The following is a 16,254-nucleotide window of genomic DNA, read 5'->3' on the forward strand; positions in this document are numbered from 1 at the left end:
CACCAGTTGTGACTGAAACTGCTGAAGTAAAAGCTGAAGCACCAGTTGTGACTGAAACTGCTGAAGTAAAAGCTGAAGCACCAGTTGTGACTGAAACTGCTGAAGTAAAAGCTGAAGCACCAGTTGGGACTGAAACTGCTGAAGTAAAAGCTGAAGCAGCAGTTGTTGCTGAACCTGCTGAAGTAAAAGCTGAAGCCGTTGCTAAAACCGCATCTGCACCTATGGCAAGACCTGCTGCAATTGCTCCAGCTCAAGCCAAGGTAGAAGTAAAAACTGAAGCACCTGCGGAAGCTCCAGTAGCTGCTAAGCCTGCAGTAAAAGCAACTAGCCGTTTTGGTTCAATGGTTATGTCTGAAACGACTAAACCTACAGTCGAAAGCAGAGAGAATATTGCCACCCCAACAGGTCGCCAATATGAAGCATCTGCGTCAACTGAAACTGCAAAACCAAAAGTAGTAAACAGCGCAAACTCTGAAACAGCTCGTACATAAACGAAATTAACTGTTTCACTAAAAGCCATGCATTCGTGCATGGCTTTTTTATGTTCAAACTGCGGTATTTTTGTTAGTATTCGCGGCCAATACACCTTGTCAATTAAACAATATTTTAACAGAGGCTAAATGTTCGATCTTATTCGTCACAAAACAGCCAGCCATAGGGCTGATTTATTATCAGGACTGACCGTAGCCTTAGCTTTGGTTCCTGAAGCGGTTGCATTTGCATTCGTAGCAGGTGTAGAGCCGATGGTTGGCCTATACGCAGCTTTTATCATGGGTCTTATCACCGCACTCATTGGCGGTCGCCCTGGCATGATTTCAGGCGCAACTGGCGCTATGGCAGTGGTTATGGTGGCCCTTGTGGCAGAGCATGGCGTGCAATATTTATTTGCGGCAGTAGTACTTGCAGGTCTTATCCAAGTTTCTGCTGGAGTTTTAAAGCTGGGTAAATTTATCCGTATCGTACCCTACCCAGTGATGATCGGCTTCGTAAACGGCTTAGCGATTGTTATTTTCCTTGCACAGTTAGGCCAATTTAAAACGCCTGATGCAAATGGAGTCATGGGCTGGCTGCCGCAAGACCAACTTATTTTAATGCTTGGTCTAGTTGCCTTAACAATGGCAATAATCCAATTTTTACCGAAATTGACGACAGCAATCCCATCATCGTTAGCAGCTATTCTCACCGTGACCTTGCTGGTTACTTTCTTAAATCTCGATACTCGCACCGTATTGGATTTTTTGAAGTCAATGAGTGGTGATGAAAATGCAACAATTGCAGGTAGTCTACCAAGCTTCTCAATCCCTGCAGTTGAGTTTAGCTTAGCAACCTTATACATCATATTACCTTACTCGTTAATTTTAGCTGCAGTAGGTTTGATTGAGTCACTACTAACACTCACAGTTATTGATGAGATGACAGGCACACGCGGACGCGGTAATAAAGAGTGTATTGGTCAGGGTGTTGGTAATATCACCAGTGGCTTTTTCGGCGCTATGGGTGGCTGTGCGATGATCGGCCAATCAATGATTAACATTAACTCTGGTGGTCGTGGCCGTTTATCAGGGATCACTGCGGCAATTGCACTATTAGCCTTTATTCTATTTGGTTCTTCATTAATTGAAATGATCCCGCTGGCAGCGCTTGTCGGTGTAATGTTTATGGTTGTACTGGGCACTTTCGAGTGGGCGAGTTTCAAAGTGATGCGCAAAGTGCCTAAGCACGATGCATTTGTGATTGTGCTCGTAACCATTGTGACAGTGTTTACCGACCTTGCATTTGCCGTATTTGTCGGTGTTATCGTATCTGCACTTGTGTTTGCTTGGGAACATGCAAAGCACATCAACGTTGAAGTCAGTGAAGATCAAAACGGCTGGAAAGTGTACAAGCTAAATGGTCCGTTATTCTTCGGTTCAGTAGCTGAGTTTTTAGACTTATTCCACGCTAAAACAGATCCACAAGACGTGATTGTTGATTTCCAAAACTCACGCGTTTGCGATCACTCTGCACTTGATGCAATAGACACACTTGCAGAGCGTTACGTTGGCGCCGGCAAGCGCCTGCATTTACGTCACTTAAGTAATGACTGTAAAGAGCTATTAGCAAAAGCCGGTGACTTAGTAGAAGTTAACCTTATCGAAGATCCACATTACAAAGTGGCTGACGATAAGCTTGATTCTTAAGCACACACAATAATGAAACCAAAAAAGACAGGCTAAGCCTGTCTTTTTTGTTTCACGTTAATAACTACTTTGCAAAACCTATCGACTAATACCAATCAGTATAAACATTTAGTCACTCAGCGAGATTTTAGCGGTCTTGAGGCAAGGTCATTAAGTGCTCCTTCTTTAATGACATTCGCTGCATCCATGCAGCTCGCAACGAGTTAAGAGCATAGTTGCTCTACGTTCAAGGTCGTTAACACAGCATCAGAATCGCTAAAACTCGCCATTCTGGAGCGTTTTTGGCTGCCTACTTCTGCGTTGAATAGCTTGATAAGGGAATAACCATTATTGCAGCTATTCGCCTTGAATTAGTTTGCCAAAAACCGCTCTGAGTAGATCAAATTCTTATACTGATTGGTATAAACATTCAGATAATAGTATCTACGAGCCCTTAAGTCTGTCTGCAAACAATGCTTTTACTTTATCGACTTTAGGTTTTACCACCATTTGGCAATATGGCTGCTCACCATTTAGCTCATAGTAATCGTTATGATAGGTCTCTGCGGGAAAGAAACCATCGTAGCCAACAATCTGCGTCACTATCGGGGTTGGCCATGCACCTATTCTGGTTAAATCCTCTATCATACTGTTTGCAATCAAAGCTTGTTGCTCATTATGAATAAAAATAACTGAGCGATATTGAGGACCAACATCATTACCTTGACGATTCAATGTAGTTGGATCATGACTTACCCAAAACACCTCTAATAAAGACTCAAAACTGACAATACTTAGGTCAAATTCTATTTGAACAACCTCAGCATGAGCCGTATTACCACTGCAAACCGCTTTATAGTTAGCATCATTAGCTTCACCACCAGCATAACCTGGAGTGACCTTACTCACCCCTTTAATTGCAGAAAAGACCGCTTCAATACACCAAAAACAGCCGCCGCCAAATGTAGCTAATTCAAGCTTGGTTGTATTAGTGCCCTGCTCTAATGGCTTAAAAACCATCGAAACAGAGTTTACGCAATGACGCACGTTTTTAGGCGTTAATAACTCGCCTTCAAACACATGTCCCAGATGCCCTTCACACTGATTGCAAACAATTTCAACACGTCTACCATCAGCATCAATATTACGTTTTACCGCACCTGAAATTTCATCATCAAAAGCTGGCCAGCCACAATGGGCATTAAACTTACTTTCAGAGCGATAAAGTGGTGCATCACATTTTTTACAGCAATAAACACCTAGGGCATCATGTTGATTATATTCGCCGCTAAAAGGACGTTCTGTGCCTTTCTGTTCGATGACGTGCTTTTCAAATTCTGTAAGTTTACGCATTAAATCTCAGCCCCTTATACTATCTAGCTGCTTTACAACTATCTTAATTCTCTCAATCATCTTGGCACTGCTCAATACAGCAATGATGATTAACATTACTTACTACTAGCAGCTACTAACCACTAGACCCAATACGTGGAGAAAAGCTTTCAAGATTACTCAATAGCTTAACTCAGTTAACTTAAACTGTTAACTATGCTCCTAAACGCTGGTTAATACCTAAGTCTGTCATTTATCGCTAATGTCAAAAAATACTTTAGTAGGTATAGCTGTTGTACTGCCGTACGTTAATTACCGCTAATAATTAATTGTTGTTATTTTCGCGCTAGCTGTTACACCTTAAGTGATTAAATTTTATCGGCTTATTACGTTGCAAATAAAGCGCTTTCGATGAGCAAAACAATAGCGAGTGTGATCAAGGTCACTTAAGTTTGCGCGCCGTGTTTTGCGCCGCTAAACTTGCCTCGGGTTTAATAATAAGAAGAAACATAATGACACTAGAAACGATCGATTATCGCGCAAATGACGCAGCCGAGAAGTTTGTCACCTCTTTAAGAGAGACTGGCTTTGGCGTACTGACTAATCACCCTATCAACAAGCAGCTTGTAGAAGAGATCTACCAAGAGTGGCACCAATTCTTTAACTCAGATGAAAAACGCAATTATCTGTTTAAGCCTGAAACTCAAGATGGCTTCTTTCCTGCTGAAGTGTCGGAAACAGCAAAAGGTCACAGCGTTAAAGATATTAAAGAGTATTTTCATGTTTACCCTTGGGGAAGAATTCCTGAGACGTTAAGGGATAATATTTTAACTTATTATAATAATGCCAATAACTTAGCAGCAGAGCTTCTTGAATGGGTAGAACAATACTCTCCTGCTGACGTCAAACAAAAGTTCTCAATCGCACTGCCAAAAATGATTGAAAATAGCCAAAAGACATTACTACGAGTCCTGCATTATCCGCCTATGTCAGGCGATGAAGAAATGGGAGCTATCCGCGCGGCAGCCCACGAAGACATTAATCTGCTAACCGTTTTGCCAGCAGCAAATGAACCAGGACTGCAAGTTCAGCTAAAAGATGGTAACTGGATCGACGTACCTAGCGATTTTGGTAATTTGATTATTAATATCGGCGACATGCTGCAAGAAGCATCGGGCGGTTACTTTCCATCAACAAGCCATAGAGTTATCAACCCAGAAGGGTTAGATAAAACGAAATCACGTATTTCATTACCACTATTTCTGCACCCGAATCCAGAGGTTAAGCTTTCAGATAACTACACCGCTGATAGTTATTTAATGGAACGTTTACGCGAATTAGGTGTTATTTAGCCACATTGGCACTGAATAACTGCTCAATAAGCGCCTTAGGGCGCTTTTTGTTTGTTAAACTTGAGCGTTACAAGGTAAAATCCCCACAATTATGTAATTTGATAGTAGAGCACGCACATGGCAATTCAGTGGTATCCAGGACACATGCACAAAGCACGAAAAGAGATCGAAGAGGTTATGCCTCAAGTCGATTTGGTCATCGAAGTGCTTGACGCTCGGATCCCTTACAGTAGTGAAAACCCTATGGTGCAAACGCTTCGCGGCGATAAGCCTTGTATCAAACTACTGAATAAATCTGACTTAGCCGATCCAGAAACAACCCAAGCTTGGATTGAATACCTTGAGCAAGAGCAAGGTGTTAAAGCGATGGCCATCACTACCTTGCAGGCTGGACAAGTAAAAAAAATCCCAGACTTATGCCGTAAGTTTGTGCCCAGTCGCGACAAAATTGAAAAAGATATCCGCACTATGATTATGGGGATCCCAAACGTGGGTAAATCTACCATTATCAACACCCTTGCGGGTCGAATGATTGCCAAAACAGGTAACGAGCCAGCAGTAACTAAAACCCAGCAACGTATCAATTTAAAGAACGGCATCGTACTGTCGGATACACCGGGTATTTTGTGGCCAAAAGTCGATAACGATAAAAGTAGCTACCGTTTAGCCGTGACTGGCGCAATTAAAGATACCGCAATGGAATATGAAGATGTTGCTATGTTTGCAGCAGAGTATTTCTTAACTGCGTATCCAGAAGCGATTGCAGAGCGTTACAAAATCAAGCAGATGCCAGATACCGATATCGAGCTACTTGAAGCAATTGGCCGTAACCGCGGCGCACTGCGCCCAGGTGGACGCATCGACTTACATAAAGCATCAGAAGTGTTATTGCATGACTTCCGTGCAGGGCGCATCGGTCAATTGTCGCTTGAAACGCCTGAAATGGCTGAAATCGAAAAGATTGAAGTAGCTAGATTACTGGCAGAGAAACAAGCCAAAGAAGAGGCCCGTAAAGAGCAAGAGCGCCTTAAGCGTTCAGGTAAGCGTTTTAGCTAAAGCTGGCCCACACTCTTGTAAACAAAAAAAGCGCTAATTAGCGCTTTTTTGCTTTGTCACGTTAGAAATTAAAACTATATCCAAAAAATGCTCTAGATCTGTAATTACGACTTTGGAAATACTGCTAAATTAAGCTAAATACTACCTCTTTGGATCCGCTGCACCAACTGACTACAACTATTATCAAGCAGATCTAACACCAGCTCAAAGCCGTCACCTTCACCATAATAAGGATCAGGCACTTCAACATAAATTGCCGCGTTTTCATCAAATTCACAAAAGTCTAAAATCAAAGCTAGTTTTGACTTAAACGGTGCAGGACAAATCCGCTGCAAATCCTGAAGGTTTTGATTATCTGCTGCGAGAATTAAATCAAAATGAGCAAAGTCTTCAAGCTCAACTTGTCTTGCTGTCATACCATCAAAACTCAAGCCGCGTTTAACACCTGCAGCAATAGAGCGTTTATCTGGTGGATTACCTTGGTGATAAGCAATGGTGCCTGCCGAATCAACCTCAATATCAAGACCGGCTTGTTTTGCTTTGTCTCGAAACATTGCCTCTGCAGACGGCGAGCGGCATATGTTGCCCATACATACAAATAGAACAGACTTAATTTTTGTCGGCATAAATCCCTCAGAGACTATTTATATAATGTGTTGTTCAAACAATCAGACTAGGCATTTAGTCACTAAATTCAATATTATTTGCTCTCTACAACAAAAAAATCATATGGCTGTCAATTGCGTGACGAGACACTCAACCGTATATGGTCTTGTCTGCTATGTTGATTAATCCACTTGTTGCCTAGACTGAATACATCTTCAAACTAAACTAAAGATGTAACTTTATCATTCACTATTATTTCAATAATTCTATTATCAACAGAATCTTGATAATCATTCAACTAAAACACTATTTTTCAAGTTGAGATATATAGGTAGCATAGCGGCAACTTTTAAATTGCTTCCACCGCTGAACATTAGGAAACGAATATGACTCACCCAATTATTGCTGATCTAGAAAGCCGTTACACTGCAAAGCGCTACGATGCATCTAAGCGTATTCCTCAAGCCGATCTTGATGTGATTTATCAAGCGATGAACCTTTCAGCATCATCTATCAATTCACAACCTTGGAAATTCATTGTGATTGAAAGCGATGAAGCTAAGCAGCGTATGCATGATACTTTTGCTAATAACTTCCAGTTTAATCAGCCACATATCAAGGCTGCCTCACATATCGTATTGTTTGCTCACAACCCAAAGTATAGCCGTGAAGATTACACTAAAGTGGTTGACAAAGGCATTGAAGACAAGCGTTCTAAGCCTGAAGAAAGAGAGCAAGCATTTGGCGCATATGCATTCGTTGAGCTAAACACGGACGAAAATGGTGATAATTCAACTTGGACTAAAGCACAAACTTATCTAGCACTCGGTAACACCTTACACGTGCTTGCACGCTTAGGCATCGACTCAACAACAATGGAAGGTGTTGATAGCGAGCTTATTGGTGAGATCTTTAAAGAAGAGCTTGACGGTTATGTGTGTGGCGTTGCTTTAGCTATGGGTTACCACCACAGCGCAGAAGATTATAATGCTGCATTACCTAAGTCACGTCTGCCATTAGAGCAAGTTTTACAGGTACTGTAATCGTTTGAGGTTGAGAGCTAAATTGTTATATAAGTAGTTGGCAGCTCTAAAGTAGACCCAATATGTCTTAAAGGCTCAAGATAAAACTCTTGAGCCTTTTTACTATTAGCGACTAAAAAAATATAAAGTGCTTCGTTCAATTTTTTAACTCGACGATAAATAAAAGCCGTTAATCTAGACCCTTTGTCAGGGATCACTATTGAGCCGCCCTTACACGCACAAAGCTAGCAAACCTGGGCGTGCCCTTTTGCGTCAAACCATAATACTTATAAGTCACTAAACTACCAATTTTAGGTGGATTTAAACGCTGCGCCTTACTTAAACCACTACCGAGTTTAAATACTTTGCCCTGCTCGTTTTCAACAACCAGAGCTCCAAGCATACCACTAAACTTTCCGTTCCCCTCTTTGTGAGCAATAACAGTTGCCTCTGCATCATAAAAAGGCTTTAACTTGACAATATCTTGACTACGACCAACCTGATAAATCGCTGATTTTTTATGTAGCATCAAACCTTCCCCGCCCTCATCAATAATAGCTTGCAAGCGGGTATCAAGCTGCTGTGTATTATTGAGCGAATACTGTTCAACTATCTTTAAATAGGGACTGATTTCATTTAGCTCATTCATCGCCTTTTGATACCTTAGCTCAAACGTACTAGTCTCAGCAGGTAAATCAAACACCATAAAAGTTATACTCTGCCACTCTTTGTCGGTCGCCTTTGATTTTCTAACTATTCCCGATACTTGCTCAAATGCGCCACGCTTTATCCAAAGCTCCCCATCAAGCGGATAACTTGGAAAGCCCTTTACAAACCAATGGGGTACTGGAATTTTTCGCCCTGAGCGACTGTACATAGCGCTACCATCCCAATAACCTCTTACACCATCAAGTTTTTCACTGATTAAGTATTCAGCTAAATTAGACACAGGCTTTGACTGGGTGGAGGCGAGTTGAATTGAGGGCTTAACGCTATTGACTGTAGTTTGCTGTTTAATTTGTGCGTAAGCGCTCGCCCAAGGAGTTACATTTAATATCAAAATGAGGATCAGCAACTGAGTGTGTTTGACTAACATATAGGGTGCTCCTAGCAATTAACCGCTTCATGTCCTGTGAAACCTTTAATTAGTCTAGGCAAGATCAACATCATGTGCCAAGGTGCAGCTCATGGCTATTTACCTGTCACCTTAAAAACTTACCTTTCTATATTTATAAAGCTATCTTGCTAACCATTTATCAACGAAAGCTTCATGCTATAATCTGCAAAATTTTGATTACAAATGCCAATTAAGCGGCGTTAGCACACATGGAATACTATGAAACCAGCGAATAACCAAGGCATAAAGCGCGTAATTAGAGCAACTGGATTTTCGGTGCAAGGCTTGAAGTCAGCGTGGAAAAATGAAGCCGCATTTAGACAGGAGTTGGTTTTAGCTGCAATCATGTTGCCGGTAGCATTTTTAGTAGACGCGACAATCGTCGAGCGGATCCTACTTATTTTCGGTTTATTTTTAGTGTTGATCGTTGAATTAATTAACTCCGCTATTGAAGCTGTTGTAGATAGAATTAGTGATGAACACCATCCTTTAAGCGGACAAGCAAAAGACATCGCATCAGCAGCCGTATTTATGAGTCTAGCATTTTGCGCCCTTACTTGGGCACTAATCCTTATTCCTAAGTTACTGTAGATAAGTGGCTATTGATAAGTGATTATAAACAACTGTAGCTAAAGTTTAGTATGTGGCGGATAAATCGAATTGATATGGTTCAAAATCGCGCAACATTCAGTTCATGGCTAAACTATTCAAGACTGAATAGTTTAAGACTGTTCGCCACACGCTCAAGCTCCGGTTTGAATCTAGGCTAGCTTTCTAGCTAGCATGTTTTACCCTACAACTTTTAGATTACCTTTCTAATTGCCCTTCGTATCAACACTTTTTATTGGCAACTCGGCCAAAATACTTAGCTTACAGCTTAATAAACAACGCCTGAAACTTAAGGCTTGAACTTGAGTTTAAGCAATATAGAACCCTGTAGCCTACTTGACTCAGTGAGGTTATCGCTAATCGTGTTGACAATCTCCCTTACATATAATCAATTTTAAGATTATTCCTAGTCAAAGTGCTGTTGAATGAACAGCAATTCAAACAAAAAAACTAATGTTAAAAGAAATTACAGTACAACAATAAACCGCACAAAATGGCATCTACTTACTATCTAACTGGTACAGATCAAATAAAATACACTTTTTTGAAACATTTTATTCACACGCAGCGAGATCCTGCTATGCTAGAAATCAAATAATAAAAAGCACTATCAAATTAAATCTATAAAAATAAGAACGACGGAGTAACTTTTAATGCTTAAAAGTTTCATCATTCGCAGCATGACTTTGCTTGCTTTTATCGCAAGCCCTTTGGCTTTTGCCGAAAACAATACCATTATTCGTATCGGTGGCTTTTATGCAAATACCGACTCAACGATAGATGTAAACGACCCTATTTTAGGTAATGCATTCGCTCTTGATTTTGAATCTGATTTAAAATTAGAAGAATCGCAGTTTTTACCGTTTTTTGAGTTTTCCCACCACTTTAATGACCGCCATATTCTATATGTAGATTGGAAGCGACTTCATCGCAATGCAGTGGTCCAGTCAGTTGAAAAGCCTTTTCAGTTCACTTGGGATGATACAACTTACGATATCAAATCAGGGATCTCACTCGATTCGACTCTGAATATCGATATTATGCGCGTGGGCTACGGCTACGATATTTGGCAGGGCGACAACTATGATGTAGGCGTTTCTGTTGGTTTACATGCTATGTTTATCAAAACGGCATTTAAAGGACGGATCGGGATCTGTGATTCTGGTACTGAAACACGTTGTCCTGACACCATAGATGTACCTAAAGTGGTTGATGAAAAATTATCAGCTCCCCTGCCTGATGTTGGTATTTATGGTTCTTATGAATTTTATCCTGGCTTTAAATTAAATAGTCATGCGCAATATTTCTATATCAAGCTAGATGATTTAAAAGGTGGTCTAGTGGATGTTCGCCTCGGTGTTGAAGCTGAAATCAGTGAAAACTGGCATATGACTGCAGCATTTAACTACTACGAAGTAGACGTTGAATACACGTCTACTTTTACAGAAGCTGACATCAAACTTGCTGACTACAATATTTACTACAGCTTCACCGGCCCAATGCTATCTATTAGCTATCAGTTCTAATCTCTTAGTTAGCAATTTAGCCATTCATTGTTGTTAAAGCTCTCGCTTCAAGCTAACGGTCACTGCGTTTATGGGGGTTCCGCATTAATAGCAGTGGCCGCGCTTTAATCCCACCAGCAAACGAATACCAATCAGTACAAGAATAACCACTTGAAGATTAGCAAAAACAACAATATGCTTTTTCCAGTTCAGCCGAGGTTAAAAACATAATAGAATGTTGCGAAAGATAATTAGCGCAGGCAAACCCCTTTTGCATTAACGCGCACATATAAATATCGGATAAAGGATCACAATGGCGAGTCCACTGCTAAAGGAATCTGCGGCTAAATTAAAAAAAGCGATTCCCTTAATGCTAAAGCATCAAATACCTACTACGCCGACCAACTATGCGCTTTGGTATGCTTATGTAGGTGAAAACACACCCTCGCTTAACCAACATTTAGACAAGGTTGTTAGCCAGTATAATACTTGCCCACCAAGTCAGAGCGAGCGTCTTTACCAAGAGTTTTTGTCTGATCCCGTCGAGCTAGATCTTATCGACATGCGTCAAAACCTTGATGCTATGGTTACCGAATTATCGCAATCAATAAAAGATACCAATCTCGATGCAACCCAGTTCCAGAGTAAAATAGATAATAATTACAATAAGCTAAATAAAATAGAGCATGAAGGTTTTACCATCGAAGAAGTGCTTACTGTTGTAAAAAACTTAGTACAAGACTCTAATGAGATAAGAATAAGTGCTAAACATTTTTCTGAGCAATTAGCCAAAGCACAATCTGAAATCGATAGCTTAAAACATCAACTCAAGCAGTCTGAGCATGAAATGTTATTTGATGCTTTAACTCATTCATTAAATCGCCGCGCATTTAATAACGATCTAAAAGCAATTATTGAACAACAACCTCAAGGGCTTTGCTTGATCATCGCCGATATTGATCACTTTAAAGACTTTAACGATACCTATGGCCACCAATTAGGCGATCAAGTGCTCAAAGCGGTAAGTAAGCGTTTACAGGAGTCTTGCCAAGATGGCGCTAAGTTGTATCGCTTTGGCGGCGAAGAGTTTGCCTTAATTGTCCCAAAATCTGCAATCAGACGCGCTCGCCACCTTGCAGAATCAATGCGAAGAAGCTTAGAGAAGTTACTACTAAAGGATAAACGCAAAGGCACTGCCATTAATAACATCAACGCCTCATTTGGTGTGGCTGAATACAAGCTCAATGATAGCGACAGTGCACTTATTGAACGTGCTGATAAACAATTATATGAGGCAAAACGCTTAGGCCGCAATCGAGTCATGCCACTGTAAAGGATTAAGAGTAAACACATTAACGCTCGTTTGCTGTATTTATATCAATACAGCAAACTAAATATAATTCACTACCAAGCCGGTCTACATTACCCAATACGAGCCGAATATTAGGCACTATTAGTGTTTGCTATGAGTAATGAATGCTGCAAGTTGTAACCGATGGATTTAATTAATTGGCACAGCTTGAACAACAAAACGCTGCTCTCCTCCCGCAAACTCTGCACCAAAAGGGTAACAAGTCACTAAAGTTAATAGGCTTTCGCCGCTGTCTTCAGTCACTGTCATATCTGACTCATGCACCACTTCAGCCATAATCACCTTATACACTAGACTTTTACCTGTTGCACTTTGTAGCCGAATTAGCTGACCGAGTTTGATGCCATTAAGCCTGGCAAAATGAGTGTCTCGGTGGCCTGCAATCACAGTATTACCACGGCTATTAATATTAGCGGAAGACAACATTTGCGCAGGTCCAAATGCTAAATTTCGCCCAGACGCACCGGCAAGTACATATAAACTATCGCCATTTAAACGAGCATGTTCACTATCATAATCGCGAATATTAGCAGGTAAAAAATCCATTTTTGCCACTGGGTGTGTATCAGCCCAAGACCAAGGTTTATGCGGCCTCCTGTCCTGTAATGTTTTTTGCCATGCTTGCTGAATTAAAAATTGCGCAAAATATGCTTTCGCTTGCATATATCCCCCTTGAGCCATCAATAAAGCACCAACTAGTAATAGTGACCAACAACTGAACCGGTGAAAATGACGAGTTCTATTGCTGACCTTAGCTAAACCGCTCCCCTTAGGCTTACAGTTATCTGTAAAACGCTGATAAAAAAATCCGCTAAAATTAGTCATCAGTTACGCTTCTAGCAAATGACAAACGATACAACAGTGCTAATAACAGCAGCATGCCGCCAAAAATCAACAATACATAACTGTTAGTGCCAGTCTGCGGCAGTGTCTGATTTAAGCCTTGCAGATTACTTTGCCAGCCATGAGGTAAATGCTGCTCAACATTCGCATTAACCGAAGGCACGCCTTGAGGCTTAACCGGTGTAACATCTACGGCAACTAAACTGGTATAGGCACTCATAATGTGAAAGTTCATTGCAATGGCGGTGATTTGCTTTTCAATTCGCTGTTTATTCGCGCTCTGCTTAGTTAGCTCTAAAGCCGCAATTTGCTTACGCGCCCAGACTAAATCTAAACCCTTAGCCTGCTCGCTGCTGTTAAGTGCCAAACGTCGCTGCCAGAAGTGACCAGCTAATTGCCCCTCAATCAGTAGATCATTATTCACATAATTTGGAATACGCACCGCCACTAGAATAGGTTCGTGTGCATATAGATCGGGGATATTTACTGGCCAATAATCAGGTACGCTACCATCACTAAATTTAAGATCGACATCTGTCACTTGCGGCTTCTCAAGCTTCTCTAACAAGTTAACGACTTTGCTATTCACTTCATCCATCTTACCTATGTAAGTGTAAGTTCCTCGACCAAGCTCGGCAGCACGTTGCATAAAGTGCGCATTAGGTGCGGAGCCAATACCTATCGTAAATAGTCGACTATCTGCTAGTTGGTTACGTATTTGCTCAAATAATCCTGACTCATTTGCTACTGCGCCATCGGTAATAAATAGCACTTGTCGAATAGCGTTGCCGCGACGAGATTTAGGCTCATTATTTGCCGATTGCCAAGAAAAGTGACTCTTTTGTTGATTAAGCGCCGCATCCAACGCCAGTGCAATCTCGGTGCCACCATCAGCTTGTAAGCGGTTAATGTAATTTTGAGCACGACCTATATTAACAGCGCTCGCAGGCATCGCCTGTTGCGACCATTTGGCAACACTAGAATTGAACTGCAAAATATTAAACCTATCTTGCGGCCTAAGTCCTGCTAACGCATGCTTTAGCGCAGATTTGGCCTGAATAATTGCATCACCAGACATAGAGCCTGATGTATCAATCACTAGAATAAGCTCTCTTGCAATTATATTCGCTTGTTCAGTTTGTCCTTGTGGTGGCATCAACATCACCAAAGCATAGTGTTCAGTACTTTTACTGTGGCTGATTTCATCTTGAGCCGTTGAAAGCTGCCCCTCTTGAATTGAACCCTTTTGAATTAGCTCTTTTTGATGCGTTTTACCTTGTTGTGAAAATACCGCCGCCAAAGGCTCGCTGCCTTGAACAGGTTTCCAAGTCAGTACAAAGTCACGATTAGCTATTGCGTCACTTGCGAGGCTGACTTGAGCCGCTGCGTCTTCAATCATATTGATATCAATTTGATGATAAGGGCTAACAATATTTTCTATGGCCATGGCAGCATCAAATTTAACCTTAATGGAAACAAGATTTTCTTGTTGCTTTGCTTCATCAAACTGAGTTGCCGAGCCAGTTGTATTGCTAGGCAGTTTTGCAATAGCTGCCACATGTTGATGAAATGCCTCGTTTGATAGCTCACTTTGTTTAGCAGACAACTGCTTTTTATATTGTGCATACTCTTGTGGCTTAATTTGCGCCATAATTTGCTGGCTTAAGCTCTGTTCATCGTCCAGTGGCTGACTTGACAGAGTCTTTTGTGGGCTATCGGCTTCAGCTTTTGCTGCATAACGTGGCGCTACAACCATAGGGAAGCGCAAGCTAAATTCACCATCACGATAATCCAAGGTTTCTTGATATGTCAGCTCTACTATTAAGGTTTGTCCTGGTGCTAAGTTCGCTACTTTGGCGCAAAAAATATTAGCGCGCTTTTGCTCCAGTAAACTGGCTTGTTTACCTTGCGATTTAGCTTTTTCATATACCGCTTTGGCCTTGGCTTTGGGCTGTATTTGTCCTTCTACAACTCGATCGCCAATGTGTAATTTAAGTTGATCGACTGCCGCCTCGTTAGGCAGTGGAAACAGATATTGACCATTAACCCACTCTGTTGAGGCATTGGTAAACTCATGGCGCACAGCAACCCGATTAACCCAACCAGAAACTTGCATATTGACATCAGTTTTCATTGGCAAAGCCAGAGTCACCTGCCCATATTGGTTGGCAAAAACTAACGTACCCTGGCTTATTGACTCGCTTTGCACTCCATTATCCTTTGCCAACGCCTCTGTTGTGGATAACGCAAATGCTTGCTGCGATACAAAAATAGATATCACAGCAATTGTAAGTGGGGTTACGATTTTGCCCAAAAACGCTACTATCGCGTTCGGCGTTTTATGCTCAGCATGTAATGTTAAATACCCTGCCATTTTTACTTCCTTATCCTCGTCAGCATCAGGCTGCACCTTGGCTGAACCCACTTGCTAATCCAATCCATAGCCAAGTGAGTTCACCCGAGCAAATCCCTTTATTTAGCAGAAATAGCGGCGAGCGAGCCTTCTTGGTTTTGCAGTTTTAAGGTCACGCGGCGATCAAAGAAGTCATTTTCAAAACTTTGCTCTGCCATTAATGGAGAAGAGTCACCAAAGGCTTGTTTATGTAAACGAGCTTCATCGACACCTTGTGCAACCAAATAACTTTTCACTTCGGCAACTCGTTGTTCAGATAAGGCTTGGTTATAATCGCCATCTCCGCGGCGGTCAGCGTAACCAGTTAAATCAAGTGTTAGTTCTGGCGATAACGACATGGCATAAGCGATATCATTTAACTGACTTTGAAAGTGTGGTTCTATGGTTGAAGAACCGGTTTTAAATTGCACATTCAAGCCTAATGCTAACTCTGTTAACTTTTGCTCCTGAGCCATTTTTAAGCTGGTTAATTGTTGCTGTGCTTGTTCATATTGATCAGAGAGTTCAACCAAAGACTGGTTTTGCTGATTAAGCGCGACTAATTGCTGCTCTTTTTCATCTAGCATGGCTTGCTGAGTTTTAATCGCGTCATCATCACCAACTGACTTACCCACTAACGTACCGGTAAACGCACCAATAATGGCGCCAACTGGGCCGCCAACAACAGCGCCGAGTACGATGCCTGAAGTTAGACCAATAAGTTCTTCGTTATTGCTTGATTCTGCAGCTGCCGTTTGCTCAAGTTCAACGCTTTGCGTTGCAGCCGCCTGAGTAGAAAATACAAGTGCGCCAATAACTAAAGTAGAGATAAGTTGCTTTTTCATAATGTTCCCCTTGGGTATCCGTTCAATCCGATTAGTCAACGCCA

The 16,254-nt window shown here is 41.4% G+C and carries 13 protein-coding genes and 1 pseudogene; 8 read left to right on the plus strand and 6 right to left on the minus strand.

Going from position 1 to position 16,254, the window contains the following annotated elements:
• Positions 1-491 (plus strand): annotated as a pseudogene (locus L2740_RS19845) (ribonuclease E); the annotation flags it as partial.
• 129 nt (positions 492-620) lie between these two features.
• Positions 621-2,180 carry a SulP family inorganic anion transporter gene (locus tag L2740_RS19850; RefSeq protein WP_248951762.1) on the plus strand — a complete coding sequence of 520 codons (1,560 nt, stop codon included), beginning with the start codon at positions 621-623 and terminating at the stop codon, positions 2,178-2,180.
• A 423-nt stretch (positions 2,181-2,603) separates the two neighbouring features.
• Here L2740_RS19850 and L2740_RS19855 read toward each other — a convergent pair whose 3' ends face one another.
• Positions 2,604-3,512 carry a bifunctional methionine sulfoxide reductase B/A protein gene (locus tag L2740_RS19855; RefSeq protein ID WP_248951763.1) on the minus strand — a complete coding sequence of 303 codons (909 nt, stop codon included), beginning with the start codon at positions 3,510-3,512 and terminating at the stop codon, positions 2,604-2,606.
• 491 nt (positions 3,513-4,003) lie between these two features.
• On the opposite strand from L2740_RS19855, the gene L2740_RS19860 reads away from it, so the two are divergent.
• Together L2740_RS19860 and ylqF are read left to right on the plus strand one after the other, a co-directional pair.
• Positions 4,004-4,843, plus strand: a complete 840-nt coding sequence (locus tag L2740_RS19860) for an isopenicillin N synthase family dioxygenase (RefSeq protein WP_248951764.1) — start codon at positions 4,004-4,006, stop codon at positions 4,841-4,843.
• Between the two features lie 117 nt (positions 4,844-4,960).
• Complete coding sequence (ylqF, locus tag L2740_RS19865) at positions 4,961-5,899, plus strand: ribosome biogenesis GTPase YlqF (RefSeq protein ID WP_248951765.1); 939 nt, start codon at positions 4,961-4,963, stop codon at positions 5,897-5,899.
• Between the two features lie 134 nt (positions 5,900-6,033).
• On the opposite strand, the gene L2740_RS19870 is transcribed toward ylqF, so the two are convergent.
• A complete protein-coding gene (locus L2740_RS19870; RefSeq protein ID WP_248951766.1) occupies positions 6,034-6,525 on the minus strand; it encodes a low molecular weight protein-tyrosine-phosphatase in 492 nt (163 codons plus the stop codon).
• Between the two features lie 366 nt (positions 6,526-6,891).
• Here L2740_RS19870 and L2740_RS19875 point away from each other — a divergent pair, with 366 nt between their 5' ends.
• Positions 6,892-7,548, plus strand: coding sequence for a nitroreductase family protein (locus L2740_RS19875; RefSeq protein ID WP_248951767.1), 657 nt, complete (start codon positions 6,892-6,894; stop codon positions 7,546-7,548).
• 196 nt (positions 7,549-7,744) lie between these two features.
• Here L2740_RS19875 and L2740_RS19880 read toward each other — a convergent pair whose 3' ends face one another.
• Positions 7,745-8,623, minus strand: a complete 879-nt coding sequence (locus tag L2740_RS19880) for a DNA ligase (RefSeq protein ID WP_248951768.1) — start codon at positions 8,621-8,623, stop codon at positions 7,745-7,747.
• A gap of 240 nt (positions 8,624-8,863) precedes the next feature.
• Between L2740_RS19880 and L2740_RS19885 the strand changes: the two genes are divergently transcribed.
• The 3 genes from L2740_RS19885 to L2740_RS19895 all read left to right on the plus strand — a co-directional run bounded on the left by L2740_RS19885 (position 8,864) and on the right by L2740_RS19895 (position 12,091).
• Positions 8,864-9,235 (plus strand): diacylglycerol kinase, encoded by a 372-nt coding sequence (locus tag L2740_RS19885; RefSeq protein WP_248951769.1) that lies wholly within the window; start codon positions 8,864-8,866, stop codon positions 9,233-9,235.
• Positions 9,236-9,906: 671 nt separating this feature from the next.
• The gene (locus L2740_RS19890; protein ID WP_248951770.1) at positions 9,907-10,779 is read left to right on the plus strand and encodes a hypothetical protein; all 873 of its coding nucleotides are present in this window, start codon (positions 9,907-9,909) and stop codon (positions 10,777-10,779) included.
• A 292-nt stretch (positions 10,780-11,071) separates the two neighbouring features.
• A complete protein-coding gene (locus L2740_RS19895; protein ID WP_248951771.1) occupies positions 11,072-12,091 on the plus strand; it encodes a GGDEF domain-containing protein in 1,020 nt (339 codons plus the stop codon).
• A 168-nt stretch (positions 12,092-12,259) separates the two neighbouring features.
• Here the strand turns inward: L2740_RS19895 and L2740_RS19900 are convergent, their stop codons facing one another.
• The 3 genes from L2740_RS19900 to pdsO are packed head-to-tail and all read right to left on the minus strand — an operon-like array spanning position 12,260 to position 16,210.
• The gene (locus tag L2740_RS19900) at positions 12,260-12,955 is read right to left on the minus strand and encodes a class GN sortase (RefSeq protein WP_338056269.1); all 696 of its coding nucleotides are present in this window, start codon (positions 12,953-12,955) and stop codon (positions 12,260-12,262) included.
• Positions 12,948-15,398: a marine proteobacterial sortase target protein gene (locus L2740_RS19905; RefSeq protein WP_248951773.1), complete on the minus strand. Its 2,451-nt coding sequence runs from the start codon at positions 15,396-15,398 to the stop codon at positions 12,948-12,950. Before L2740_RS19905 ends, L2740_RS19900 begins: the two co-directional genes overlap by 8 nt.
• 47 nt (positions 15,399-15,445) lie before the next feature.
• A complete protein-coding gene (gene pdsO, locus L2740_RS19910; protein WP_248951774.1) occupies positions 15,446-16,210 on the minus strand; it encodes a sortase-associated OmpA-like protein PdsO in 765 nt (254 codons plus the stop codon).
• Between the last annotated feature and the right edge of the window lie 44 nt (positions 16,211-16,254).

This window comes from Shewanella pneumatophori, assembly GCF_023283895.1.
In the GTDB taxonomy this organism is placed as follows: domain Bacteria; phylum Pseudomonadota; class Gammaproteobacteria; order Enterobacterales; family Shewanellaceae; genus Shewanella; species Shewanella pneumatophori.